The sequence below is a fragment of the Dorea sp. Marseille-P4042 genome (assembly GCF_900290215.1).
GTDB classification, from domain to species: domain Bacteria; phylum Bacillota; class Clostridia; order Lachnospirales; family Lachnospiraceae; genus Dorea; species Dorea formicigenerans.
The window spans coordinates 814,502-840,016 of the sequence record NZ_OLMI01000003.1; the positions used below are offsets into that span (position 1 = coordinate 814,502).

At 41.3% G+C, this 25,515-nt stretch carries 23 protein-coding genes, 1 tRNA gene and 1 pseudogene; 9 read left to right on the top strand and 16 right to left on the bottom strand.

Translation table 11 applies throughout. The features are described 5' to 3' along the window. The first annotated feature begins 26 nt into the window (after nt 1–26). Nucleotides 27–827, top strand: a complete 801-nt coding sequence (locus tag C7E02_RS17475; protein WP_005341884.1) for an adaptor protein MecA — start codon at nt 27–29, stop codon at nt 825–827. Nucleotides 828–934: 107 nt separating this feature from the next. Here C7E02_RS17475 and C7E02_RS17480 read toward each other — a convergent pair whose 3' ends face one another. Continuing rightward, the gene (locus C7E02_RS17480; protein ID WP_005334971.1) at nt 935–1,159 is read right to left on the bottom strand and encodes a DUF1858 domain-containing protein; all 225 of its coding nucleotides are present in this window, start codon (nt 1,157–1,159) and stop codon (nt 935–937) included. 422 nt (nt 1,160–1,581) lie between these two features. Beyond that, the gene (locus tag C7E02_RS17485) at nt 1,582–2,493 is read right to left on the bottom strand and encodes a C40 family peptidase (protein WP_105310267.1); all 912 of its coding nucleotides are present in this window, start codon (nt 2,491–2,493) and stop codon (nt 1,582–1,584) included. A gap of 274 nt (nt 2,494–2,767) precedes the next feature. Here C7E02_RS17485 and C7E02_RS17490 point away from each other — a divergent pair, with 274 nt between their 5' ends. Together C7E02_RS17490 and C7E02_RS17495 are read left to right on the top strand one after the other, a co-directional pair. Beyond that, nucleotides 2,768–3,178, top strand: coding sequence for a Fur family transcriptional regulator (locus tag C7E02_RS17490; RefSeq protein ID WP_005341888.1), 411 nt, complete (start codon nt 2,768–2,770; stop codon nt 3,176–3,178). A gap of 218 nt (nt 3,179–3,396) precedes the next feature. Further along, the gene (locus C7E02_RS17495; protein ID WP_005341890.1) at nt 3,397–3,939 is read left to right on the top strand and encodes an NADH peroxidase; all 543 of its coding nucleotides are present in this window, start codon (nt 3,397–3,399) and stop codon (nt 3,937–3,939) included. A gap of 76 nt (nt 3,940–4,015) precedes the next feature. Here C7E02_RS17495 and C7E02_RS17500 read toward each other — a convergent pair whose 3' ends face one another. Further along, complete coding sequence (locus C7E02_RS17500) at nt 4,016–4,336, bottom strand: hypothetical protein (protein ID WP_105310268.1); 321 nt, start codon at nt 4,334–4,336, stop codon at nt 4,016–4,018. Nucleotides 4,337–4,552: 216 nt separating this feature from the next. Between C7E02_RS17500 and C7E02_RS17505 the strand changes: the two genes are divergently transcribed. After that, complete coding sequence (locus tag C7E02_RS17505) at nt 4,553–5,641, top strand: NAD(P)H-dependent flavin oxidoreductase (protein WP_105310269.1); 1,089 nt, start codon at nt 4,553–4,555, stop codon at nt 5,639–5,641. 463 nt (nt 5,642–6,104) lie between these two features. On the opposite strand, the gene trhA is transcribed toward C7E02_RS17505, so the two are convergent. The 6 genes from trhA to ileS all read right to left on the bottom strand — a co-directional run bounded on the left by trhA (nt 6,105) and on the right by ileS (nt 15,020). After that, nucleotides 6,105–6,767, bottom strand: coding sequence for a PAQR family membrane homeostasis protein TrhA (gene trhA / locus C7E02_RS17510; protein WP_005341910.1), 663 nt, complete (start codon nt 6,765–6,767; stop codon nt 6,105–6,107). A gap of 116 nt (nt 6,768–6,883) precedes the next feature. Beyond that, a complete protein-coding gene (locus C7E02_RS17515) occupies nt 6,884–7,144 on the bottom strand; it encodes a GIY-YIG nuclease family protein (RefSeq protein WP_022278704.1) in 261 nt (86 codons plus the stop codon). A 66-nt stretch (nt 7,145–7,210) separates the two neighbouring features. After that, entirely contained in the window at nt 7,211–8,110 is a 900-nt protein-coding gene (locus tag C7E02_RS17520) for a murein hydrolase activator EnvC family protein (RefSeq protein ID WP_242978977.1), read from the bottom strand. A gap of 159 nt (nt 8,111–8,269) precedes the next feature. Then, the gene (locus C7E02_RS17525; protein ID WP_105310270.1) at nt 8,270–9,235 is read right to left on the bottom strand and encodes a SpoIID/LytB domain-containing protein; all 966 of its coding nucleotides are present in this window, start codon (nt 9,233–9,235) and stop codon (nt 8,270–8,272) included. An 83-nt stretch (nt 9,236–9,318) separates the two neighbouring features. After that, nucleotides 9,319–11,784 carry a glycogen/starch/alpha-glucan phosphorylase gene (locus C7E02_RS17530; protein WP_105310364.1) on the bottom strand — a complete coding sequence of 822 codons (2,466 nt, stop codon included), beginning with the start codon at nt 11,782–11,784 and terminating at the stop codon, nt 9,319–9,321. Nucleotides 11,785–11,864: 80 nt separating this feature from the next. Further along, nucleotides 11,865–15,020 (bottom strand): isoleucine--tRNA ligase, encoded by a 3,156-nt coding sequence (gene ileS, locus C7E02_RS17535; RefSeq protein ID WP_105310271.1) that lies wholly within the window; start codon nt 15,018–15,020, stop codon nt 11,865–11,867. Nucleotides 15,021–15,533: 513 nt separating this feature from the next. Between ileS and C7E02_RS17540 the strand changes: the two are divergent. Then, nucleotides 15,534–16,076 (top strand): annotated as a pseudogene (locus tag C7E02_RS17540) (type IV pilus twitching motility protein PilT); the annotation flags it as partial. A gap of 243 nt (nt 16,077–16,319) precedes the next feature. Here C7E02_RS17540 and C7E02_RS17545 read toward each other — a convergent pair. Both C7E02_RS17545 and C7E02_RS17550 read right to left on the bottom strand, forming a co-directional pair. Further along, nucleotides 16,320–16,682: an Hpt domain-containing protein gene (locus C7E02_RS17545; protein WP_105310273.1), complete on the bottom strand. Its 363-nt coding sequence runs from the start codon at nt 16,680–16,682 to the stop codon at nt 16,320–16,322. Nucleotides 16,683–16,738: 56 nt separating this feature from the next. Further along, the gene (locus tag C7E02_RS17550; RefSeq protein WP_242978978.1) at nt 16,739–18,190 is read right to left on the bottom strand and encodes a D-alanyl-D-alanine carboxypeptidase family protein; all 1,452 of its coding nucleotides are present in this window, start codon (nt 18,188–18,190) and stop codon (nt 16,739–16,741) included. 224 nt (nt 18,191–18,414) lie between these two features. Here C7E02_RS17550 and C7E02_RS17555 point away from each other — a divergent pair, with 224 nt between their 5' ends. Next, a complete protein-coding gene (locus C7E02_RS17555) occupies nt 18,415–19,338 on the top strand; it encodes a cation diffusion facilitator family transporter (protein ID WP_105310275.1) in 924 nt (307 codons plus the stop codon). 237 nt (nt 19,339–19,575) lie between these two features. On the opposite strand, the gene C7E02_RS17565 is transcribed toward C7E02_RS17555, so the two are convergent. Beyond that, entirely contained in the window at nt 19,576–20,070 is a 495-nt protein-coding gene (locus C7E02_RS17565; protein WP_105310277.1) for a hypothetical protein, read from the bottom strand. A 454-nt stretch (nt 20,071–20,524) separates the two neighbouring features. Between C7E02_RS17565 and C7E02_RS17570 the strand changes: the two genes are divergently transcribed. From C7E02_RS17570 to C7E02_RS17580, 3 genes are all read left to right on the top strand, one after another. After that, entirely contained in the window at nt 20,525–20,809 is a 285-nt protein-coding gene (locus C7E02_RS17570) for a transposase (RefSeq protein ID WP_181984745.1), read from the top strand. Next, nucleotides 20,806–21,720, top strand: a complete 915-nt coding sequence (locus C7E02_RS17575) for an IS3 family transposase (protein ID WP_105308891.1) — start codon at nt 20,806–20,808, stop codon at nt 21,718–21,720. Before C7E02_RS17570 ends, C7E02_RS17575 begins: the two co-directional genes overlap by 4 nt. Nucleotides 21,721–22,007: 287 nt before the next feature. After that, nucleotides 22,008–22,084, top strand: a tRNA-Arg gene (locus tag C7E02_RS17580). Between the two features lie 209 nt (nt 22,085–22,293). On the opposite strand, the gene C7E02_RS17585 is transcribed toward C7E02_RS17580, so the two are convergent. From C7E02_RS17585 to C7E02_RS17600, 4 genes are all read right to left on the bottom strand, one after another. Then, on the bottom strand, nt 22,294–23,739 hold the full coding sequence (locus C7E02_RS17585) for a site-specific integrase (protein WP_105310278.1): 1,446 nt from the start codon (nt 23,737–23,739) through the stop codon (nt 22,294–22,296). Nucleotides 23,740–23,758: 19 nt separating this feature from the next. Continuing rightward, nucleotides 23,759–23,959, bottom strand: coding sequence for a helix-turn-helix domain-containing protein (locus tag C7E02_RS17590; protein ID WP_105310279.1), 201 nt, complete (start codon nt 23,957–23,959; stop codon nt 23,759–23,761). A gap of 472 nt (nt 23,960–24,431) precedes the next feature. After that, nucleotides 24,432–24,668 carry a helix-turn-helix domain-containing protein gene (locus C7E02_RS17595; RefSeq protein ID WP_105310280.1) on the bottom strand — a complete coding sequence of 79 codons (237 nt, stop codon included), beginning with the start codon at nt 24,666–24,668 and terminating at the stop codon, nt 24,432–24,434. Nucleotides 24,669–24,670: 2 nt separating this feature from the next. Next, complete coding sequence (locus C7E02_RS17600) at nt 24,671–25,087, bottom strand: RNA polymerase sigma factor (protein ID WP_105310281.1); 417 nt, start codon at nt 25,085–25,087, stop codon at nt 24,671–24,673. Between the last annotated feature and the right edge of the window lie 428 nt (nt 25,088–25,515).

Here is a 25,515-nt window from a genome sequence, read left to right on the forward strand (position 1 = left end):
ATACTATGTGAAAGGAAGTGATAAATATGAAGATTGAAAAATTAAGTGACAATCAGATACGCTGTACATTAACACGCGCAGATCTGGCCGAACGTCAGCTCCAACTCAGCGAACTGGCTTATGGTACAGAAAAAGCGAGATCACTTTTCCACGATATGATGCAACAGGCAGCACAGGAATTTGGTTTTGAAGCAGAGAATATGCCATTGATGATCGAGGCAATCCCTTCTTCCTCAGATTCAATCGTGCTGATCATTACTAAAGTCGAGGATCCAGAGGAACTCGACACGCGTTTTTCTAAATTCGCACCTCTTCCGGGGCAGGATGGAGATTCTTCCCGTCAGGGACTCCCTGACAAACTGGAAGGTGCTGAATCTCTTCTTGATCTGCTTGGCAAAGTCAAAGAGAAGATTAATGCTGCACAAAGTTCTTCCAAACCGGAAAATCCAGTCAGCTCTTCATCAGAATCTCTAGATGATCCTGAAACTGAAGCTTTGGAGAATGAAATACCAAAAGACGCTGCACCTAAGAAACCTGCAATCCGTCTGATTTCATTTGCCTCTATGGACAATGTCCTTGCGGCCTCACGATTACTTGGAAATATGTACTTTGGTGCGAACACTTTGTATAAAGATACTGCCGAAAATATTTATATCCTTGCGATGACTCAGTCAGAACATACACGAAAGGATTTCAGTCGACTCTGTAATATGTTATCTGAATACGGTACATTAGAGAAGACCTCGGGCGCTACAATTGCTTTCCTAGGAGAGCATTGCAAAGTACTACTGGAAAATGATGCAGTACAGCAACTGGCTAATGTTTAAACAAAACTAAGAAAAATCTTTCAGGCTTATGCCTGACAATAAAAAGCGGATTCCAATTGGAGTCCGCTTTTTATTGTTCTATTTTCTGTTGTTCTGCAAATCTAATATTACTCACCAAGTTTTGCATTAATTGTTGCATTCAGTTTCTCAACAAGAAGATCTGAATCAATTCCGTGAACATATGCAGCATCTGCAAGTGATTCTCCGATAGAGCTTGGGCATCCGATGCAATGCATTCCTAATCCTGTAAGAACATCTACAATTTCAGGGCACTGCTCATAATATGTCTGAAGCAGTTCTCCCATAGTCATTTCCTTTGTAACTCGTGCCATGTGTGCACCTCCTTTTCTTTTACGTTTTCTTATTATAATTGCTTTTCACCATTGTGTAAACATTTTATGACAATTTTCCATTAAAATTTGATTTTTTAAAAGTCAATACGTTTGCCGATTTTTTTCGACAAAATACTATTTTTATCATAACTCCACAAAACATTCGTTCTTTTATTTACCTTGAATTATCCCCAGTTTCCACACCTTTTTATGTGGATAATGTGGAAAACTTTTAGAAATCATGTATTTTTCCACCTTTTTTCACGTTTTTAGTGTGGAAAACTTGGATAACTCAATGTGGATAAATTTTTAACTATTTTTCAACAGTCAAATTTTTTATACATTTTTGTCTATTTTGTATATCCGGCAATTTTTCACTTACTTAATCTGTTCTTTTATGCTTCTGTTCAATATGCACCAATTTAAAGTAATCTTCTTACTGTCAGGATTCCTTTATACGTGGCAGGCAATATCCCGATTCCTTTTCGGCTATTAATTGCATTTACAATTTGTCCGTCTCCCATGTAAATACCGACATGTCCATCATAGCAAATGATGTCCCCAGGAAGTGCTTCCGAATAACTGACTCCCCTGCCGGCACTTCGCATTTCTGAAGACGTTCTTGGAAGATTCACTCCAAAATGTGCGTAGACAGACTGCACAAAACCAGAGCAGTCAGCTCCATTTGTCAGGCTTGTGCCTCCCCAGACATATGGATTGCCGATAAACTGACATGCATAATCCACCACTGCCTGACCACTTCCGGCAGCCTCTCTCACAGCCCGAGCCTCTTCCTCTGCTTTCCTGGCCGCTTCTTCTGCCTCCGCAGCCAAACGCGCTTCCTCTTCCTCTTTAGATTCTGCATAAGAAAAAGCTTCTTTTGGATCTGCGCTTGCAGAAGCTTCTACGACTTCCTCTGCCTTCTGCTGAGCATTTCTTCCTATTATTATATACTGCGAATACACATACCCTGTAACCGAACCAGATTCAATCTTCGTCCATTCTCCAACTGGTCCTACGATTTTTGCTGCATAACCGGGATATAATTTACCCACCCATTCGCTCTGCTTTGTCGGTTCACTTCTTATATATAAAAATGATTCAACATCTGCAAAAGCCATATCTAAATACTCGCCCTTATCTTCTGGTGACAGATAATCCTCCACCTGAATCTCTTTCTGTGAAGAATAACAATCATTCAGCACCTGCTCAATTCCCACTCCTGGCATAGTGTGATTATCCTCGATATCAGAAGCATATGCCGTGGCTGGGAAAACTCCAATAGCTCCTGTCAAGGTAACTAGGAACAATCCTTTTCTAAGAATCGAATCCATAAACTCCCTCCTTATGTTTTCTTTTCTTATCTTTTGTAAATATTACAGAATTGTTACATATGTTACGTGTTTATTATATCACGCAGCAATCCCATGTCAAGGCTATTATCCCGACTTTTCCTCATCATATTACATCCATTTTTTCACTTTTTTTACAAAATTTTACAATTAATTGTTACAAAAGTATTACATTTATAAATTAAAAGTTGACAAATGGAACATTTTCTATTATTCTAATTATAATAACAATTATCATTATCAAGGAGGTTATCGCATGGCTACATTGAAATACAGCAGACAGCGAGCATCCATTAAAGAATATCTCGATCATACAACTGAGCATCCAACTGCTGATACTGTATATCTTCATGTAAGAGAAGAATTCCCCCGTATCAGTCTTGGAACTGTTTACCGGAATCTGAATCTGCTTGCTGACATGGGCGAAGCAATTAAGATTACCACTCCTGACGGTGGGGACCGATTTGATGGCAATACTCGCCCACACTATCACGTTGTATGCACTTGTTGCAACCGGGTATTTGATCTGCATATCGACGAAGCTCACATCAATACCATGAATAAACTGGCCGAGGAGCATTTTGATGGCACGATTGATTCACATGCAACATTATTCTATGGAACTTGTCAAGACTGTATCACACAGAAAACATCCCGTAAGTCATAACAAACTTGTCAGTCTATTTTATCAAAAAGATAAATTTAATAAAAAATATTATTGACAATGACAAGTAATTATGTTATCTTAATACCAGTAACAATTACTAATATTGTTTTAGAGCTTTAAGAATAAATTCATTTACAAAAAATGCAAACGAAGCTCTGAATCACAAAACTAACTTGAACAACAAAAAATTTTAATAAAAAGAAAAGGAGATCATCATTATGAAAAAATTTGTATGTACAGTATGTGGATATGTTTACGAAGGAGAGGCTGCACCAGCTGAATGTCCAGTCTGTCACGCACCAGCTTCTAAGTTCAAAGAGCAGTCAGCCGAGAGAACATGGGCTGCTGAGCATGTAGTAGGCGTTGCACAGGGCGTAAGCGAGGATATCTTAGAGGATCTTCGTGCAAACTTCGCAGGAGAGTGTTCCGAAGTAGGAATGTACCTGGCAATGGCAAGAGTTGCACACAGAGAAGGATACCCAGAGATTGGTTTATACTGGGAGAAAGCTGCTCATGAAGAAGCTGAGCACGCTGCAAAATTCGCTGAATTACTTGGTGAAGTTGTCACAGACAGCACAAAGAAAAACCTTGAGATGCGTGTAGATGCTGAGCACGGTGCAACAGAAGGTAAATTCGACCTCGCAAGAAGAGCAAAAGCAGCTAACCTTGACGCAATCCATGACACAGTACATGAGATGGCAAGAGACGAGGCACGTCACGGAAAAGCATTCGAAGGCCTGCTTAAGAGATACTTTGGCTAAGCTACAAGCCATGCAATAAAAAAGAGGTTACACTTCGTGTGAGTTTACTCACGAAGGAGTGTAATCTCCTTTTTTATTATACGGCGACAGCCGTCCATGAAATAGAACGCAGGCTCTTTCGCTTTGCTTTTTGAATTCCATAATGAAACACTATCGTTCCGGCTCCGGCCATACAAATAAATGTGCCCCACCAGATAATCATTTCAACCGGTCCTCCACGTCTTCCGCCTTGCCCGTGATAATGACTATGCGATCCACTGCCCGAACTGCTTCCAGATCCGCCCCCGCATCCTCCACTGGAACCTCCGCCACCGGCCCGTGCATATCCTGTAACCGTAAAACACATGCAGCATATAACAATTAACAGTATTCTAAATATAACTTTATGTTTTTTCATTTTCTTCTCCATCAATCCATTCGAAACATTTTATTCTATTGTAACATAGTTATTATTGTTTCATCTCGCCTTTTGCATATAGTATTTAATACTATATATGAAAGAATAGATTACTACAAGATATTGACACCGAAAACATTTTGTTTTATAATTAAATAGTTTGAAATTCAAACTATTTAATTTCAAGCATAAATGATTCTGGAAAGGATAAATATTATGAATACAAAATTAAAACATCTTCAAATTGGTAATCTGACTGCCAGACTCCCAATTATACAAGGTGGCATGGGCGTCGGTGTCAGCCTGAGTAAACTTGCCGGAGCCGTAGCAAAAGAAGGCGGAGTCGGCATCATTTCCACTGCCCAGATTGGTTATGACGAGAAAGGCTTCGAGAAAGATCAGGCAGGATGTAATCGTCTTGCTATACGGAAACATATTCAAAAAGCAAAAGAAATCGCCTGTGGCAACGGACTTATCGGAGTAAATATCATGGTGGCTCTAAAGCATTATGAAGAACACGTAAAAGAGGCCGTTGCCGCTGGTGCCGATGTCATTATCAGTGGTGCCGGACTACCGATGAAACTTCCGGCTCTTGTCAGTGAAACTTGCCGTACAAAGATTGCACCAATTGTATCGTCTAAAAGAGCATTACAGATTATTTTAAAACGCTGGGCACACAGATATGACAGAACCGCTGATTTTATTGTAATTGAAGGTCCAAAAGCAGGTGGACATCTTGGATTTTCTACGGAAGAACTTGTTGATATTAATTCTCTTAATTATGATGAAGAAATCAAAAATATAATTGAATGTAAAAAAGAGTATGAAAAACAATACAACAAAAAAATACCAGTCATTGTTGCCGGTGGTATCTTTGACTCAGCAGACATTGCCCACGCATTGGGACTTGGCGCAGATGGTGTTCAAATTGCAAGCCGTTTTGTTGCAACAGAAGAATGTGACGCATCAGATGCATATAAGCAAGCTTACATACATGCCAGAGAAGAGGATATTCAAATAATCCAAAGCCCTGTCGGAATGCCGGGCAGAGCACTTCGCAATGAGTTCATCAAGAATATAGAGCGAGAGCGTCAGCCAATAAAAAAATGCTATAACTGCCTTGCCCAGTGCAATCCTGGCACTGTTCCTTATTGCATTACTCAGGCGCTGATCAATGCTGTAAAAGGTGATATTGAAAATGGGCTTATCTTCTGCGGAAGCAATGTTGGCAGAATTCATCAAATGACTACCGTACATAATTTGATGGAAGAACTTACCGATTTTTCTTCACTCAATGAAAATTAAATCCCCAAGCAGGCATCTCCGCCAATGAGCGGAGATACCTGTTTTCATTTTCAAGAATGCCTCGGCATTCTTGCTGCGAGGTGCGCGTCATGCAATTGCATGACCTACTTCTACTGCGCACCTCTGCAAGTCTACACTCCGTTTCGGTCGGCGCAAAACCATTGTCCAATTTTCTTCATTAATTCTCTAATTACTTGATCCTACTCTTTGAGCCTATCGTCCTGTTCTTTAAGTTTGTTAATTTGATCTTTAATTCTATCATCCTGTCCCTTAAGTATTTCTTCCTTCCGTTATAGTCTCTAGAGAGCTTTCGTATACGCAGGAAACTACCTTTTCTACGTATACGAAAAACAGCCTGAAAGTTTTCCTCTCAGACTGTTTCTTATTCTCTGCTATTTTTTGCTTTCCTCGCTGTTTTGACATGAAAATGATATCTGCTGCACGGCTCCTTCATCTTCATCTGCTACAGCACAAATGCGTACATCACTACAAAGTGGCACAGGCTTCCTCCCATCACGAACAGATGAAAAATCTCATGGCTTCCAAAATTTTTATGCTTCCTGTTAAAAATCGGAAATTTCAGTGCATAGATCACTCCGCCGACTGTATAAATGATTCCGCCTGCTAAAAGCCATCTAAATCCCGCCGGCGACAGGGAATTGAGCAGTTGTGTAAATGCAAGTACACAAGTCCACCCCATTCCGATATAAAGTACGGAAGATACCCACTTCGGGCAAAATACCCAAAACGCCTTTATCAGAATTCCCGCAATTGCAAATCCCCATACAATTGCCAGTAGAATCCATCCCATACGTCCGCCGAGCACTAACAGACAAATTGGTGTATAACTTCCGGCAATCAATACGCTGATCATCATATGGTCAATTTTCTTCAGAATCGTATTTACCTTCTTGGAAATGTTAAATGTATGGTATGTCGTGCTGGCTGCATAAAGCAGGATCAGACTTGCCGCATAAACTGCAATAGATACAAGATAAATCCTGCCAGGCTCATGAGCTGCTTTGATAAGCAACGGAATTGCTGCAAATATTGCCATCAGCATTCCAATAAAATGTGTGATCGCACTTCCCGGATCTTTTACATGTTCTTCTATTACTTTTGCCATAACTTACCCCTCCTGAAAATAATGTTATATTCTTCTTTCGTATTTTCATACGTAGTTTTGATTACTACTTATTCTTATATCAATATTATAACCGTTATTTTCAAAAAAGCAAGTCCTTAAATATTAAATATTTCCGCTCCATTCTCAATCAATTGTAACTTCTCTTTCCTTTTCATATGCTTAATCGCATACTCCCGGCTCATTGCCTCTTCCTTCGTGGCAAATGTTTCCGAATACACCAGCTTCACCGGCAGACGGCTCTTCGTATATTTCGCGCCTTTTCCCGCATTATGAGCCTGTATTCTTTTTTCCAGATTGTTCGTCCAGCCAGTGTAGAGACTACCGTCCCCACACTCCACAATATATGTATAATTCATGATTTCTCCTTTAATTGGGGACGTAGCAAAACTTCATTTTACTACGTCCCCAATTATACACATTCTTTATCTTTTTGTCATATAATCTACAGGGTTTACTGGTGTTCCATCTTTTCGTAATTCCATATATACGTTGCATCCTTCCACGCTGTAATACTTTGTCGGCTGTCCGATATAGCCGAGAATGCTTTTTGCCTCTACCTGGTCGCCGACTTTTACTGGCACTTCTTTTAACTGTCCGTAAAGGACTTCGTAACCATTTCCAAGGTCTACGGTCACGGTTGTTCCTGTCTGTGCGGTCACATCAATGGATTTAATTATTCCCGGTGCACCGCACAGAACCTGGTCTCCTTCTGCTCCGCTGATAACCAATGCCGGATTATACTTGTATTGGTCTAGTGTCGCGAAGTAAACTGTTTTGTCCATGCTGTAATTCATAAGCACCGTGCCGCTTACAGGCCAGATCATCTTGCTGTCGCTTGTAAAGTTTGCGGAAGATGCACTGCCAGCTGTCCTTGCCGCCTGCTGATTTTCGTTAGTCTGACTGTTGCCGTCCTGGTTGCCATTATTTCCGGATCCATCTGTGTTTCCGGCTGTTGCAGCATTTTTGCTTGCAGTCCCTGCCGTTCCTGCACCAGAGCCACTCTTTTCGGCTTTTCCACCGGTTCCGGCTCCATCCGTGCCTGACTCGGAAGCATTGTCTTTCTGTGCATTTCCACTTGCTTCCTGACTGGCTTCCTCCAGTGCTTTCTTCTGTTCCTCCAGTTGTGCTTTTGCGAGCTCCCCTTCTTTTTTCACTGTCTTGTAATCCCGCATTGTGTATGTTCCAACAATTGCTATGGCTGCCACAAAGCACAGAACTGCCGCCAGTGTCGCCTTACGATTTCTCTTTTGCTTCTGCCTTGGCGTCATTTTTTTCGGACCGGCATGTTCTTTGCCGCGATCCATCTTATTATTATCGTTCATTTTCATCACCACCTCTGACTCTATTCTTGCCAGATTGTAGTGGTACTATACAAACTACATATAAAATATTGTCTTTGCCTTTTTCTAGCCTTTCTTATATGGGAATTTCAAGAATGCCCCAGCTTTTTGTACAATACGATTATGACTTTACAAATTTTGCTACTCTCCTGCTCCGCCTTCCACCTGCACGATTTCCACGCCTTCTTTCAGTTCTGTCCCTTCGAAGAAATGTGCCAGTATCTCTTCCATGCTTTTTCCTTCTTTTGCCATTTGATTTGCCGTGTACTGGCTTAAGCCCAGTCCATGCCCGATACCCCGGGTCGTGATCCGCAGCTTTCCGTCATATTTCTGAAAAGAAAAGCAGCTTGATGCGAGATGATAATTGGTTCGGAATTCTTCTCCACTCACGGTGTCATTTCCAACCCGGACGCTAAGTACATATCCTGCAGTGTCTACTCCAGTCACTTCCGCATCCATATCGTCTATAGTAATTGTCTGAATTTGTTCTTTCGACTCAATATCTAGCGGACAGTCCACAATCTTCAGATACGGATAATCTTCGCTCCCCAGCGCCTCCCGTCCATCCCTTGTACTTCCATTACTGAGTCTGCAAAATGGTGTCTTTGCCAGCGCATTTCCATAAGTCAGCACCTGTCCGTTGGTCTCCTCCCATGCATGCTCAAGCCGCTTATAATACTTGGAATATTGATCTGCTCCCCAGGAATCCTGCATATCTTTCTTTGTCCAGTATCTCTCTTCTAATATAGTATCTGCCCCTGCGCCAAGTGCCAGACATACCTGGGTACGCACAAGAACTGCCTGGGTTTTTAAAGCTTCCTCCTCATAAACCGCAGGGATTTCTCTGGCCATAATTCCAATACAGTATTCACTGAGCGGTATCTGAATTTTATCCACATTTTCAGCATTAGAATCTTCCTGTTTTCCACCATCACTGCCGGACTTTTCCCCGTCTGCCTTCACATTTACCATAGTCTCGTCCACTCTGGAAGCTCCATAAGCTCCCGGTCCGCTTAAGAACACGGTGATAATATAAGGCAACAATATAATGATCAGAAGATAGCACCCCAGTTTCTTTAATCTATATTTCAAATATGCAAATCTCATATAAAAAACGCCCTCCCATATAAAATATGAGAAGACGTTCTTTTTTATTCTTCAAGAATGCCTTTGCATTGTTTCTGCATGAACTAAACTTCTACTGTCACTTTATCCAGATGCCAGATATCATCCACATACTCCTGAATCGTTCTGTCAGATGAGAATTTTCCACAGCTTGCAGTATTCAGAAGTGCCATCTTAGCCCATCTGTCTTTGTCGCGGTAAGCTTCTTCAACCTTCTTCTGTGTATCCGCATAAGAACGGAAATCCTTCAGAATGAAATACGTATCGGCTTTGCTTCCACCTTGAGCTGTCAGAAGTGAATTATACAGGTCACGGTACATTTCCTTATCACCTTGTGAATATGTTCCATCAACAAGCTGGTTCACAACACGTCGGATATCGGCATCACTATTGTAGATATCCATCGGATTGTAGCCGCCATTGTTCTCGTAATTGATGACCTCGTCAGAGCTGAGTCCGAAGATAAATGCATTCTCTGCACCAACTTCTTCAACAATCTCCACATTTGCTCCATCCATCGTTCCAAGTGTCGGTGCGCCGTTGAGCATGAACTTCATATTACCGGTTCCTGATGCCTCTTTGGAAGCTGTGGAAATCTGCTCGCTTACGTCAGCTGCTGCGAAGATGATCTCAGCATTTGACACACGATAATCTTCGATGAATACAACTTTCAGTTTGCCATTGATGCTGCGGTCGTTATTGACTACATCCGCAACGGAATTGATCAGTTTGATGATCTGTTTTGCACGGATATATCCTGCAGAAGCTTTTGCTCCGAAGATAAATGTTCTCGGATAGAAGCTTATTTCCGGATGTTCCTTGATCTCGTTATACAAATACATCACATGTAAAATGTTAAGAAGCTGTCTCTTGTACTCATGCAGTCTCTTGACCTGTACATCGAAGATAGATCTTGGATCCACTTCAATGCCATTGTGCTCTTTAATGTATTTTGCCAGGCGGACTTTATTCTCATACTTGATGCTCATAAATTCCTTCAGAGCTTCCTCATCGTCCACCCATTTTTTCAATCCTGACATCAGAGACAGATCTGTGATCCAGTCCTTTGTTCCAAGCTTATCTGTTACCCAGTCAGCCAGCAGCGGATTTCCATGCATCAGGAAACGTCTCTGCGTAATTCCGTTTGTCTTATTATTGAATTTCTGCGGCATCATTTCGTAGAAATCACGAAGCTCCTGTTTTTTCAGGATTTCTGTATGAAGTCTTGCAACTCCATTGACAGAGTATCCGGCTACGATTGCAAGATGAGCCATCTTTACCTGACCATCTCTTAAAATCTGCATCTTTGCTACTTTCTCTTCATTTCCCGGATACATCTCACGGATCTTAGCCACAAAGCGGCGATCAATCTCCTGGATGATCTGGTATACACGAGGAAGCAGCCTGGAGAACAGGTCGATTGGCCATTTTTCCAGAGCCTCTGCCATGATGGTGTGGTTCGTGTAAGCGCAGGTCTTTGTTGTGATCTCCCATGCCTCATCCCAGCCAAGTCCTTCCTCATCAAGAAGAAGTCTCATAAGCTCGGCAACTGCTACCGTCGGATGTGTATCATTCATCTGAATCGTCATCTTCTCCGGCAGTTTATGGATATCATCATGGTGCTTTTTATATTTTGTAAGTGCAGCCTGAAGACTGGCAGATACGAAGAAATACTGCTGTTTCAGTCTCAGTTCCTTTCCTGCATAGTGGTTATCGTTCGGGTACAGGACCTCTACGATCGTTTTTGCCAGATTCTGTTGCTCTACCGCTTTGTGATAATCACCGCGGTCAAATGAATCTAACTGGAAATCTACGATTGGTTCTGCGTCCCAGATACGAAGTGTATTTACAATATGATTATCATATCCTACGATTGGATAATCATACGGAACTGCCAGAACGGACTCATAATTCTCCTGTTTAAAACGGATATCTCCGGTCTTATCATCGTACTCTACACGGATATTTCCACCGAAGCGTACTTCCTTTGCATACTCCGGTCTGCGAAGTTCGAATGGATTGCCGTTCTTCAGCCAGTTATCCGGTCTTTCTTCCTGATAGCCATCTTTGATCTTCTGCTTGAACATACCATAACGGTAGCGGATACCACAGCCGTAAGCCGCATAGCCAAGAGATGCCAGTGAATCCAGGAAACATGCAGCGAGACGTCCAAGTCCGCCATTTCCAAGTGCCGGGTCCGGCTCCTGATCCTCAAGTTCATTCAGGTTCAGACCCATTTCTTCCAGAGCCTCTTTCACCTCTTTATATGCCGTCATATTGATCAGGTTATTGCCAAGAGCTCTTCCAAGCAAGAACTCCATAGACATATAATACACGATTTTCGGATCATCTTTCTCGTACTGCTTCTGAGTTGCGATCCAGTCATCGATAATTGCATCTTTTACGACATAGGAAACCGCCTGATAAAGCTCCTGCTGAGATGCTTCGTCTACAGTTTTTCGGAACAGCTGCTTAACATTCTGTTCTACATCCTTCTTAAATGCTTCTTTTTCAAATCTCGGATTAATCATATTGTTTTGATCCTTTCTTACTCTTGTGCTAGAAAATGAATAAAAGAACAGATCTGCCGGAGCAGACCTGTTCACATCTGTTATTGCTTCTCTACTCCAAGAGTTACTGCCTCACCATTGATCTTCCACTCTTTCACATAGCCTGCAGGTGTTGCTTTTTTCACCTCCAGAGCCAGTGTCTCAGCTCCGATCTCATCAGCATTTTTCGCAAATACAGTTTCTGCCTTCTCACTTCCTTCATATGTGATCACAATCTTATCCATGACCTCAAAATCAGCTTCCTTACGCATTGTCTGTACTTTGCTGATGATCTCACGCACGAATCCTTCCTCCAGAAGTTCCTCGGATAAGTTCGTATCAAGAACAACTGTGATTCCGTTGTCATCCTCAGATACATATCCTTCCATCTGTGCAGTATCGATCAGAAGATCTTCACGGTTCAGGGCTACTTCTTCACCATTTACCTCAAATCTCAGGCAACCATTTGCATTCAGCTCATCCATAGCAGCATTTCCATCCAGTCCGCTGAGTACATTTTTGATTCCCCCTAACAGTTTACCATATTTTGGTCCGACTGTCTTTAGCTGAGGTTTAAAAGAATAGGACGTAAAGTCACGTACTTCTTGTGTAAATGTTACATTTTTCACATTTAATTCATCGGCAACGATGGCATCAAAGAACTCGGAAAGCTCAAAATCAGCTTTGACATACATCTGTCCGATTGGCTGACGGTTCTTGATATTTGCAGTATTTCTGCAGGCACGTCCCATAACAACCAGTTTCAGAACACGATCCATATTCTCCTCAAGCTCTTTGTCGATGTGTGCTTCATTTACCTTCGGGAAATCACACAGGTGGATACTCTCAGGAGCATTTGCATCAATACTTCTTACGAGGTTCTGGTAAATGTCTTCTGTCATGAACGGAATCATCGGAGCTGCAGTCTTGCAGATCTCTACCAGTGCTGTGTAAAGTGTCATGTAAGCATTGATCTTATCCTGCTCCATGCCCTTTGCCCAGAAACGCTCACGGCTGCGTCTTACATACCAGTTACTCATGTCATCAACAAAACTCTGAAGTGCCTTTGCAGCCTCCGGGATCTTGTAGTTTGCCAGATCCTCATCTACGGCTTTAATCGCAGAGTTGAGCTTTGACAGAAGCCATTTGTCCATGACAGACAGCTTCTCATACTCTAATGTATATTTTGTTGCATCAAATCCATCAATATTCGCATACAGTACAAAGAATGCATAAGTATTCCACAGAGTTCCCATGAACTTACGCTGTCCCTCTGTCACTGCTTTTCCGTGGAAACGGTTCGGCAGCCACGGCGCACTGTTAATGTAGAAATACCAGCGGATCGCATCTGCTCCATATTTCTCCAGTGCATCGAACGGATCGACCGCATTTCCCTTGGACTTACTCATCTTCTGACCATTCTCATCCTGAACATGTCCAAGAACAATAACGTTCTTATAAGGAGCTTTGTTGAAGATCAGAGTTGAAATCGCAAGCAGTGAATAGAACCATCCACGAGTCTGGTCTACCGCCTCTGAGATGAAGTCTGCCGGGAAATGTTTCTCGAACAGTTCCTGATTCTCAAATGGATAGTGATACTGTGCAAATGGCATGGATCCACTGTCGAACCAGCAGTCGATCACTTCTGGTACACGGTGCATCTCTTTTCCACATTTCGGACACTTGATCGTCACATTATCAATATATGGGCGGTGAAGCTCGATCTCATCCGGGCAGTTATCAGACATAGATTTCAGCTCTTCAATACTTCCGATCGAATGCTGGCATCCACACTCACACTCCCAGATATTCAGAGGAGTTCCCCAGTAACGGTTACGGCTGATGCCCCAGTCCTGAACATTTTCAAGCCAGTCACCAAATCGTCCTTTACCGATACTCTCCGGAATCCAGTTGATTGTATTATTATTCGCGATCAGATCATCCTTTACTGCTGTCATCTTAATGAACCATGACTCACGAGCGTAGTAAATAAGCGGCGTGTCACATCTCCAGCAGTGTGGATAGCTGTGCTCGAACTTCGGTGCATCGAAAAGAAGTCCTCGTCCGTCCAGGTCCTTTAACACTTCCGGGTCTGCCTTCTTCACGAATAATCCGGCGAATGGAGTTGTCTTGCCCATCTCACCTTTTTCATCTACTAACTGAACAAATGGCATGTCATATTTACGTCCGACTTTCGCATCGTCCTCACCAAATGCAGGCGCGATATGAACAACTCCGGTACCATCTGTCAATGTTACATAAGTATCACATGTTACATAAAATGCTTTTTTATTCTGCTTTGCGGCGCAGTCATAAGCGCACTGATAAAGCGGCTCATACTCTTTGTACTCAAGATCCTGGCCTTTGTATGTCTCAAGAACTTCATAAGCCTTTACACCATTCTCCTCATCGCCAAGTTTACCAAGAACTGTATCAAGAAGGGCAACAGCCATGTAGTAAGTATATCCGTCAGCTGCTTTTACCTTCGCATAATCCTCTTCCGGATTTACACAAAGTGCAATGTTAGATGGCAGAGTCCATGGAGTTGTTGTCCATGCAAGAATATATGCGTCCTCGTCTTTAACTTTAAAACGAACGATCGCTGAACGCTCTTTTACGTCTTTGTATCCCTGAGCCACTTCCTGTGCAGACAGCGGAGTTCCACAACGCGGACAGTAAGGCACGATCTTAAATCCTTTATAAAGAAGTCCTTTATCCCAGATCTTCTTCAGTGCCCACCACTCAGACTCAATAAATGTGTTGTGATAAGTAACATACGGATCATCCATATCAGCCCAGAAACCTACAGTATTAGAGAAATCCTCCCACATACCTTTGTATTTCCACACACTCTCTTTACACTTTTTGATAAATGGCTCAACACCATATTTTTCAATCTGATCCTTTCCGTCAAGACCAAGAGCCTTCTCGACCTCCAGCTCGACCGGCAGTCCGTGAGTATCCCATCCGGCCTTTCTCGGAACTTCATATCCCTTCATGGTACGGTAACGAGGAATCATATCCTTGATAACACGTGTCAAAACATGGCCGATATGCGGTTTACCATTCGCAGTCGGCGGTCCATCATAAAACATATACTGTGGACAGCCCTCACGGTCCTCCATACTCTTCTCAAAAATGTGATTGTCTTCCCAGAATTTCTCCGTTTCCTTCTCCCGGTCAACAAAATTCATGTCTGTTGAAACCTTCTTATACATAATATCCTCCTTGTTGGGGACGTAGCATTTTGCCAAAGTACTACGTCCCAATCATTGATTAAGGGTGTCCCTTTTTGCATTTTGCGGTGTCCCTTTTTTACCATTAAACATAACTTATTGTAAAGATATTACTTTCTTATACAATAAAACAGGCTCCCGTCCTGATTAGGACGAAAGCCTTATACTTACGTTTATAAACCACCTAAACATACTGACATATGCTTTCCCTGTAACGGTGGAACTCCGTCAGGTCTTACTGAATTCTGTTCCTTATGCCTGTGCAGATGCCCTGGCTCATATCACAGATCGTTCAAACTCTGAAACTCGGAAGTGATCTTCAATTATATCTTACTTGTACCGGATTCCCACCATCGCCGGTTCTCTGTATCGTTGGGATATAACCTACTGTCTTCGTCAACGTCTTTAAAATATCTTATATACTTTTTTATTATACGAGTTTTATCACAGATTCGTCAAGGGGTTAAGCCCCTTTTTACAGGCAAAGTTTCTATGGACCAGAGTATTGTCAGCCAGCGTGAGATTCACGTAGATACAGAAAGTTATGTAACGGCTCTTCGTGCTTCCCTGCGCCAAAGCCCGGATGTTATACTCCTCGGGGAAATGCGTGATTACGAAACTATGCAGGTTGCTATGACCGCCGCTGAGACGGGACATTTGATCTTCTCGACCCTGCATACGATCGGTGCAGCCAGCACGATCGTATGCATTATCGATGTATTTCCTCCAAACCAGCAGCATCAGATAGCTGTCCAGTTATCCATGGTACTGCAGGCAGTCATCTCACAGCAGCTTGTTCCATCTATTGATGAGAAAATGATTCCTGTCTTCGAGATTATGACTGTGACACCGGCAATCCGCAATATGATCCGTGATAATAAGATTCCGCAATTGGAAGGCATAATTTCCTCCTCCGCCAGCGGAGAAATCATTTCCATGGATTCCAGTCTTTTAACTCTTTATAAAGAAGGGCAGATTACAGCAGAAACTGCATTGGCATACGCAACTAATCCGGAGCTGCTGAAAAGAAAAATGTAGGTTGTGCACGATCATCACCTGTCCGGGCGGGCTTTGGGAACTATGCTCACCACGGACACACTAAAAAAGGTCCACCGGACCTTTTTGTCGTATGCTTGGCAACAAAAAAATGAGGGCATAAGTGATTGTACCGCAAAACTTATATCCTCATTTTTCTATTTTATTTCTGCTATTTTATTTCTGCTATTTTATTTTCTGGTTTTTACTGTCCCTTTTCTTCACATTTCTTGTTGGCTGGATTTCTTACTCAAGTTCCTGGATTGCCTCAATTGTCTTGTGATACTCTGCTGTTACCTTGCTCATATAATCTGAAATGTTCGGATTACCTGGAACTGCAGTGTCTTCATTTCTCAATTCCTCTGTAAGCTGGCTGCTCACCTGATAAAGGCTTGTCAGTGACAGGTTCTGGCAGACACCCTTCAGTGTATGGGCTGCACGGAATGCTTCTTTGTAATCACCCTCGCTTAATGTTCTCTCAAGATCGGCGTAGCTTTTATCATCCAGAAATTTCAGGAGAAACTTTCTCACAAGCTTCTCACCCATCAGACGTCTTACTACATCATCATAATCACCGCCGATTTTCTTGTATACTTCTTTTAACTCCATTTTGACCTTTCCCCCAATTCAAATACTGTACCTTACTATGTGTTCGCAACTGTGTTTTACTGTTTCTTTCTCTTATTACTCTTTTTTCTTATGCGGGACACCGTAGCTATAAATGTTATGATCAATATTACTAAAAGAATGCTCAGCCCCAGAATAACTTTTCCTTTTGTTGTTCCAAGTGACAGGTGTTTCCCGGATTTAGTCTGTTTTTTACTGTTGTCATGTCCACTGGATTTGCTTTCGTCCTGAGTACTGTCTGTATGCGCTTTCAAATAGGATTTGCTAAGCTTCACCTTTGCAGTTCCAAGTTCATGACCATCGTAACTGTATGTCACAATTCCTGTGCTGCTATCTTCTGTATCCTGCGTGATTTTCTGATCCAAAGCTGTAAAATCCACACCATTTGGCAACATCACATAATTCGGTTCACTCTGCCCGTCTTCTGTCAGAAATGTTTCAATATCCTCAGATTTCTCCTGGGTTGTCACATCTACTTTTGTGAAATTATGAAATGCATATTCAAATAAATTCGTGGTATCCGGATATATGTTCTTTCCGTGAGTCCTCAGTACCACACACACCAGCTGAGTCTGCCCATTGTCCGCCATCGTAATCAGCGTTGACAACGCATCTGATGTATAACCAGTCTTTCCACCTATTGTATATGGATAATAATTGGAATTCGACGGCTGAAGCATTTTATGCTTTTGATGGAAAACGTGTTCTTCCGTCGTCTCGCTGGCTGGAATTGTATAATTGAGAGTCTGTACAATCTGGAAAAATTCCGGATGTTTGAACAACTCCCGTCCAATCAGCGCCATATCTCTTGCACATGTGTAATGATTCGGATCATGCAGTCCATTTGTATTAGCAAAATGGGAATTCTCACCGCCCAGTTCCTTGCATCGGCTGTTCATCTGCTCTATGAACCAGTTGTAATCATGACCGGCATTCACTCCGACACTCTCACCTATTGCATATGCTGCTTCATTAGCAGATGCCAGAAGCATCGCATGCATTGCCTGATCCAGTGTGATTACATTTCCCTCTTTTAATCCGACGGAAGAATCTCCTCTCTGTAAAAACGCTACGCTGTCGTGGCTGAATGTCACATTATCCGTCAGTTGTCCATTTTCCAGTGCTACAAGCGCCGTCAATACTTTCGTAATACTTGCCGGATATTCATGAGCATCTATATTCTTGGCATACAGAATTGCTCCCGTTCCGACTTCCATAACAATTCCGGCTTCTCCATAAGTCCCAGGTCCCTGCGGCCAGTCCTTATATCCATTCGATTCCACCGGCATATCATAGACCTGCTGCAATTCCTGAGCCTTTTGTTCTTCCGGTGTCAGTGCCTGCGCATCTGTACTCTGTGCGTCTATGGTCTGTGCATTCTCCGTAGCCGTTACCCCTGTCGCATATACACTCACCGCAGTATTAGCTGTAAACGTCACTGCCATAAGTGCCGTAAGCATCGCCACGATGACTCGTTTGCCTGATATCATTGGCATTTCCTCCAGGTATTCTTCTTACTTAGTCTTTTTATTTTATCACATTTTTCTGCTGGATTCTATAATTATCTCCATAAAAAGACAAGATAAAAAGACAAGATAATGACACGTATTTGCATTTTCCACAAGGATTGCTTATAATGAAAATATTTCATAACCTTGCACTGATAATAGGTAACGTTACATAAGGCGCTTAAATCAAGAATAGGAGCATTTTTATGCATGTAGGAAAAAAATCACAAAAAAGAGAAAAATCTGTAATGTCAGTTTCTTTATATGGTAACGTAGTCTTTGTTGTAATCGAGCTGGTCATGGCAATTGCAACCGGCTCTCAGGCAGTCCTCCTGGACGCAGTCTACGATGGAGTGGAGTTTTTTATGCTGCTTCCGTCCGTGTTCCTGATTCCACTTTTATACCGCCCGTCAAATGAACAGCATCCATTTGGATATATGCAGCTGGAAACACTATTTGTTGTAGTAAAAGGCATCACCATGACAGCCGTTACATTTGGACTGATTTTCAATAATATCCATCTGATGTTGCACGGAGGACACATTGTATCCTTTCATACAATTGCCGGATTTGAAATGTTCGCCTGTATTTTAAGCGTGATTGTCACAATTTATCTGCGAATTAAGAATAAAAACCTTCATTCTCCACTCATTACAATGGAGCTGCAAGGCTGGCAGATCGACTCCGTCATATCCCTCGGCATGGCATTCGCATTTTTACTGCCACTTATGATACCATTCGCATGGTTCGACCGCGTAACACCATATCTGGATCAAATCATTACGATTCTTCTGTCTGTTATTATGATCCAGACACCAGTCCGCACAGTCATCACCGGAATCCGCGATCTCATGCTGATTCCACCAGAGGAAGAAACAATCGAAGACATCAAAAAGACCGTAGAACCAATCATCGGTATCTACGGCCACAAAAATCTATACTACGATATTGTAAGAACCGGAAGAAAACTCTGGATCAGCGTCTACATCACATTCGACAAAGATATCGTATCACTGGCAAAATTCAAACACCTGCAAGATCAATGCATCAAAGCACTGGCACAGAAATATCCAGATTTCTACTTCGAATTACTGCCGGATATCGAATTCACCGGAATTGTAGAAGAATAAAACACAATTCAAAAAGGGACAGGTTAAAGTGCAGTTGGGGACGGGGTTTTTTTGAAAAAACCCCGTCCCCAACTGGAAAAAGGAGGTTTTGTATACACAACATGTACAATAAGGATTCCAACTATATTAGCATTGGCGAAATGGCAAAGATCAATCGGACTACGGTTCCGACTCTTAATCTCTACGACTCTATGGGACTTCTCACGCCGCGTTATGTGGACGAACACACATGCGCAATTATCGTAAACCGCATCCCAGCAGTCCTTCGCTTATCGCCTTTCTTATCTCCTTGATTCCGGTCTCTTTATATCCTGCCGTATCTGCCGTTATAACAATTGATAGCAGGTCATACACCGTTCCATTCCAACGCGGTTTCAGGCTGTCTTGCACATATGCCCATATATTACCAGGCATAACCTCTTCACAATTAGCCGGTACATATTCTGGAAATGTAAAATCAGCCGGATTAATATTGTATTTATTCAGGTACTGTTCCGTTACCTTTTCTTTCACCAGATTACAAAGCGTCTCTGTCTGCTCGCCGGTCAGACCGTATTCGTTGATTTCATCTGAAGATTCCCCTTTTTCTGCGGTATCTGCCGACCCCTCTTTCTGCTTGTCATCGCTCTGGGATACATTTGTCTGCGCCTTGTCCTCCGTCTTTGAAGAACATGCAGACATCGGTATCACCATTGCCAATACCAGAACTCCAATTACAATTTTTCTCTTCATCTCTTTTCCTCCAATTTGTGTATTTTTCAGGATTACTTTTTCGCACAAATACAAAAGTTGAAAATGTATCTGTTCTGCAATCCTGACTTCCCACTAAGACTTGCTTTAGAGTCTTGAATATATTTATATTATACCCTCCCCGTGTATTTGAATTGCAACAGAAAACATAGAATTTTTTGCGCCTAATGTCTTTTAACCACTTTCCATATAAAGCAAAAAATCAAAGCGTCTGGCCTGGATACGCTTGCTTTTATCTCTTATAAATGCTAAAATACAATAGCTGAGTTTCCTTAGTTAAATGGATATAACAAGCGTCTCCTAAGGGTTAGGTGGAGCAATCCCCTTTTGGAAGCGATTTATGGTGCTAGAATATAAATAGTACAAGTCAAAATGAGAATTCCTTATACAGTATTTCATGGTATGATGTATGTATGCACTGAAGGAGGATCTCATTATGGCAAAGCACTATGATAAACAATTTAAAATTGATGCGGTTCAATATTACCATGACCACAAGGAGTTGGGATTGATAGGTTGTGCTTCAAATCTTGGTATCAGTCACCAATCTCTGTCTCGTTGGCAGAAAGAACTTCGAGAAACAGGCGATATTGAAAGCCGTGGCTCTGGTAATTATGCTTCTGATGAGGCAAAAGAAATCGCACGGTTAAAACGCGAATTACGGGATGCACAAGATGCACTTGATATATTAAAAAAAGCCATCAACATTCTGGGAAAATGACAGAAGCCATTTATCTCGAAGTTGCTGAGAAGGCAGAAAACGCCCACAAGGCTCGACGCCAGGTTTCTGTCTCCGGAATGTTGAAATATCTTGGCGTTTCCCGTTCTGGCTATCATGCGTGGATGAAACGTGTTCCTTCGAACACAGCCAAACGTCGTGAAGCTGTGAAAGCTCGCATTAAGGATATTTATGATGAATCCAAACAGAATTATGGTGCTCCGAAGATCACCAGGAAGTTACGTGAATCAGGAGAAATCATTTCTGAGCGAACAGTTGGTAAATATATGAAACAACTGGGTATTAAAGCCCAGTGGATCAAACCATGGACAATCACCACAAAAGATTCTGACTTCAGTAGTAAATTACAAAATATCCTTGATGAGCAATTCAATCCAGAACGTCCGAACGCCGTTTGGTGTTCTGATATTACCTATATTTGGACAATAGACGGATTTGTCTATTTGACCAGCATTATGGATTTATATTCCAGGAAAATCATTGCGTGGACACTTTCAAAAAGTTTGGAAGTATCCTGCGTGATTGAAACTATAAATAAAGCAAAAGCAAGACGCAACATTGAAGAGCCTTTAATTTTGCATTCAGACCGTGGCAGCCAATATGTATCCAAAGAATACAGACGTGTTACCGCCGATATGCAATGCAGCTATTCTAAAAAGGCTTATCCATGGGATAATGCATGTATTGAATCGTTCCATTCTTTGATTAAGCGCGAATGGTTGAATCGTTTTAAAATTCGTGATTACGATCATGCATATCGACTGGTATTCGAATATTTGGAAGCATTTTATAATACAAAGCGAATTCATAGTCATTGCGATTACATGTCGCCGAATGAATACGAAGAACTGTATTATAAGTTCCAGCGGGACGAATTAACCTTAGTAAGTTAAGATGAGGAAAACCTCATTTTAACTTGTACTAAATCTTGACATAGGACCATTATGAAATAAATTTGAAAATTGCTCCATTACAATTAAATAAGTCTCAGTACCTCAGTAGGATAGAGGGTTCGCCTCCTAAGCGGTAGATGGTTCGAGTCTAAATCTTGCATAAAACTTAATATTTTGATAAATGTCCATGTAGCTCAGCTGGATAGAGCACACGCCTCCTAAGGGATAGTTGGAACAAACGCCTTTTGATATGATAACTAGATAAAATTAAATAGATTTTTTACAATGTCCTCGTACCTCAGCAGGATAGAGGGTCCGCCTCCTAAGCGGAACGTCGCAGGTTCGATTCCTGTCGGGGACGCCACAAACAACGCTGAAAGCCTTGATTTTTCTAGGTTTTCAGCTTTCTTTATTTATGGCTTGCTATCTCTGCTGAAAAAGGACTTTTTTTATTTTCAATATTTTGTATTCGATTATTTGTTAAGACTTTTGAGGAAGTAGGCTTGCTAACACTTTTTTATTTTTGATGAAAAATCGCTGGATTTTTGAAAATTTGCTAACACTTTTGAAAAATCACTTTTGAAGTGTTTGCTTCAAAAGCTGTTCTTTCATCTCTGGCGACAGGGATTTAAGCAATTCCAACAATGCCATATCACTGTCTGTCAAACCTGTACTTTGCTGGTGTGTGTCCGTATTGTCATTGAGAGTAGAATAAAACTCTCTATCCATTTTCTGTGCATTGAAACGTCTGTCCTCGTCAATGATTTCAGAATAAACATCTGTAACCATTTCTGCTTCTGCATGACCTGTATCACCCTGTACGGATTTCACGTCACCATTCGTCATTTTTAATTTGTACCCTGTACTCAAATGACGTAGGCTGTGGAATACAACAGTTTCATAGTTGTTTTCTTCGCAGAGTTTTTGGAATCTATCTCTAACAATGCGGCTTTCCACAGGGTTTCCATTTTCTAATGCAATAACAAGGTTATAATCGTTATATGCACTTCCGAGAAATTCTTTTAACTCCTGCTGGTCTTTTTTGTACTGTACTAATAATTCAGCAACAGTTTTCGGTAGCCAGACAGTTCTATTACTTGTTTCTGTTTTTGGTGTTTTCAAGACAAGTCTTGTAGTACAGTGTGGTTTCTGTGTTGGAAAAATCTTGATAATATCTTTTTCTTTCAATTTCTGCATGGCTTCTGCATTTATTCTTGAAAGCTCCTTATTGATGATTACCTTTGCATTATTTGTAGCAATGGATTCTTCGTCAATAATCACATCTTCCCATGTAAGACCTGTAATCTCACCAATACGCATAGAACAGGAAAAAGCTAAGTGCATACAGATTGAAAGTAAATCATCTTCCGTAGCCTTAATTGCTTCACGGAATGTCTGTATGCTCCATACTTTTCGTCTAACTTTAGGTACTTTTGGTAAAGTAGCTAATGACGCAGGATTTCTTTTGTTTGTGTCAATGTACTCCCAACGGATAGCTTGATTCAAGGCACAACGGATAATGTCATGTATCTTTTTGATGTTCGCAGGTTGTACACAGCGACCAGTCGCTTTTCTGTTTGAACGTGGAACTTCTGGAACGCTTAATAAATCATTGTAGTATTTTGATAGGCTTTTAGTTGTAATGTCATTGAGTTTCCAATCACCAATAATCGGATTGATATAATTCTCAATAGAGCTAACCTTACTACTGTATGTACTAGGCGACCATTTAGATGTACCATAGAGATTGACAAAAATCTTTAGGAAATCACGCAACGTAATATCTTTGTCAACAACTTCCAAATCCTTTTTAGAATTTTCAATCTGGTGTGCAAATTGTTCTTCTAAAGGAACCAACACATATCCATATTTTTCTTGATAGTATTCTATAAAGGCTTTACGCTGTTTTGCTTCTTTTCTTGTTTCCAGCGTGTCCCATTTTTGCTTTCTTTCTCCTGTATCATTTAAGTACCAGTAAATAACGGAAAAACTTGATTTTCTTTGTTTGATTGTAGCCATAAATTTCTCTCCTTAACAGTTAAATTTGATTTAACCATTTATCGAAAGAAACTTTTGATACTCGTATGGCTCGACCAACACGAACATAACTAAATTGACCGCTTTTTACCAATGAATAAGCTACCTTTTTGCTAACTCCTAGTTGTTCAGCAATTTCCTCTACTGTATAAGTCTTTTTTTCCTTTTTTAAGGGTTGTGCATTTTGTGTATCACTTATCACTAATAAGACTCCTTTCGTAGTGACAGCAGCAAAACACACTCGTTTAATGAAGTTATTATATCACAACTCCATGAAATGAGAACATATATTTTGCTGCTGATAATACCTTTTCTTCTAAACAATCAGATGGCTTTAGCAAGCTCCACAGGACTTTCACCTTTCCCATTCTGATGGGTGAACCGTGTCATACGGGTGTATCATTATCCAGATATACAGGTCATGGCTAAACGACCATTCCAAAAGTCGCTCACAGATCATTGCATGAATCGCTCACTTTGTTTTGAAAGGTCATGGCGTACAATATCCGCTGGCTCGCTGCATATCAAACGTATCTGATTGCTTTATTCAGTTGTCAAAGAACACCCGACTGTATTTGTCAGTCTGTGAAAATCCATTATCTGAAATAATAGACTTTCATAGATTGACAAGCGGAGCATAGGGAAAGGGAGAAAAGCTCCGCCTGTCGAAATAGTTAAATTACGATAATCTCGAAGTTTGCAATCATATCCATTACCGCAGCCTGTATTCTACCTTTCAATTCAGAATCCACTACCATGTAGACATTTCCGTATTCATCATACAATTTGCGTAAGCTCAACTTTGATATGTAACCGTCATAAAAATCCAAGATTTCCTGTATTGCAGCTTCATCACCATTGGTAGCCGCCACAATCACAGCAAACGGTATGTGTTTTGTGCTATTATCCACGTTTATTCCTCCTCCATTATTTTTCGTATTTCTTCCAGAGTGCTTGTCCTGTGACGGTAAACGGTGGAACGAACCACGTTCATAAGCTCTCCAATTTCTGCGTCAGACATATCCATAAAATATGACAACAAAATAATATTTCGTTTTCTCTCTGGTAAACATTTGAGTGCTTTGCTCAACTGGTCGTCAGATATTTGTACTTCCATGCCAAGAACATTGAACGCTGTATAATCACTGGAATACTTGTCATAAACGCCAGCCTTATTTAATTCCAAATCTGATATTTCCGAAAATGGAACTTCATGCTTCAAGCGTTTTGAAATATCACGGTTATACTTCATTGCTGCTCTTTTAATGACTTTCTTTGTAAGGCAATCAAACTGTGCTTGAATAGCCTGCTCGAAAGAAGATGACTTCATAGTTTTTCACCTCCTTTCTGCGTGAGAGTGAATGAGGGTTGTTTTCCCTCTATCCCCCTTTCCGCACAGTAGCTACCCACGCAGCAGCCATTTGTTGCATTTTCAGAAAAGAATTTGAAAAAAATTTTTAAGCAGCAAAAAAGCACAAGAGCATAAAAGAAATGCTGTTCTTGTGCTTTTACGATTGTTCCTGTTATGTAATGTGAAAAACCACATTCAAGGGTATTTTGTACCGCTGTGAAAGTTAGAATTTTTTTGACAATAACGGATATGTCGAAAAATGTCGGCTATACAGGTCTTTCAATACGGCTACCTCCCAAAGCCGCTAAACCAAAACCAATATGCTGTTTTTTGATGGAAATCGAGTAGGAGGAATTTCTCTTAAATGAGAAATTCCGACCTCTCACACCACCGTACGTACGGTTCCG

Coding starts and splice junctions, on each gene's coding strand:
- C7E02_RS17475 (WP_005341884.1), top strand. CDS start 27: ATGAAGATTGAAAAATTAAGTGACAATCAGATACGCTGTACATTAACA.
- C7E02_RS17480 (WP_005334971.1), bottom strand. CDS start 1,159: ATGGCACGAGTTACAAAGGAAATGACTATGGGAGAACTGCTTCAGACA.
- C7E02_RS17485 (WP_105310267.1), bottom strand. CDS start 2,493: ATGGATTCGATTCTTAGAAAAGGATTGTTCCTAGTTACCTTGACAGGA.
- C7E02_RS17490 (WP_005341888.1), top strand. CDS start 2,768: ATGGCTACATTGAAATACAGCAGACAGCGAGCATCCATTAAAGAATAT.
- C7E02_RS17495 (WP_005341890.1), top strand. CDS start 3,397: ATGAAAAAATTTGTATGTACAGTATGTGGATATGTTTACGAAGGAGAG.
- C7E02_RS17500 (WP_105310268.1), bottom strand. CDS start 4,336: ATGAAAAAACATAAAGTTATATTTAGAATACTGTTAATTGTTATATGC.
- C7E02_RS17505 (WP_105310269.1), top strand. CDS start 4,553: ATGAATACAAAATTAAAACATCTTCAAATTGGTAATCTGACTGCCAGA.
- trhA (WP_005341910.1), bottom strand. CDS start 6,767: ATGGCAAAAGTAATAGAAGAACATGTAAAAGATCCGGGAAGTGCGATC.
- C7E02_RS17515 (WP_022278704.1), bottom strand. CDS start 7,144: ATGAATTATACATATATTGTGGAGTGTGGGGACGGTAGTCTCTACACT.
- C7E02_RS17520 (WP_242978977.1), bottom strand. CDS start 8,110: ATGAACGATAATAATAAGATGGATCGCGGCAAAGAACATGCCGGTCCG.
- C7E02_RS17525 (WP_105310270.1), bottom strand. CDS start 9,235: ATGAGATTTGCATATTTGAAATATAGATTAAAGAAACTGGGGTGCTAT.
- C7E02_RS17530 (WP_105310364.1), bottom strand. CDS start 11,784: ATGATTAATCCGAGATTTGAAAAAGAAGCATTTAAGAAGGATGTAGAA.
- ileS (WP_105310271.1), bottom strand. CDS start 15,020: ATGTATAAGAAGGTTTCAACAGACATGAATTTTGTTGACCGGGAGAAG.
- C7E02_RS17545 (WP_105310273.1), bottom strand. CDS start 16,682: ATGGAGTTAAAAGAAGTATACAAGAAAATCGGCGGTGATTATGATGAT.
- C7E02_RS17550 (WP_242978978.1), bottom strand. CDS start 18,190: ATGATATCAGGCAAACGAGTCATCGTGGCGATGCTTACGGCACTTATG.
- C7E02_RS17555 (WP_105310275.1), top strand. CDS start 18,415: ATGCATGTAGGAAAAAAATCACAAAAAAGAGAAAAATCTGTAATGTCA.
- C7E02_RS17565 (WP_105310277.1), bottom strand. CDS start 20,070: ATGAAGAGAAAAATTGTAATTGGAGTTCTGGTATTGGCAATGGTGATA.
- C7E02_RS17570 (WP_181984745.1), top strand. CDS start 20,525: ATGGCAAAGCACTATGATAAACAATTTAAAATTGATGCGGTTCAATAT.
- C7E02_RS17575 (WP_105308891.1), top strand. CDS start 20,806: ATGACAGAAGCCATTTATCTCGAAGTTGCTGAGAAGGCAGAAAACGCC.
- C7E02_RS17585 (WP_105310278.1), bottom strand. CDS start 23,739: ATGGCTACAATCAAACAAAGAAAATCAAGTTTTTCCGTTATTTACTGG.
- C7E02_RS17600 (WP_105310281.1), bottom strand. CDS start 25,087: ATGAAGTCATCTTCTTTCGAGCAGGCTATTCAAGCACAGTTTGATTGC.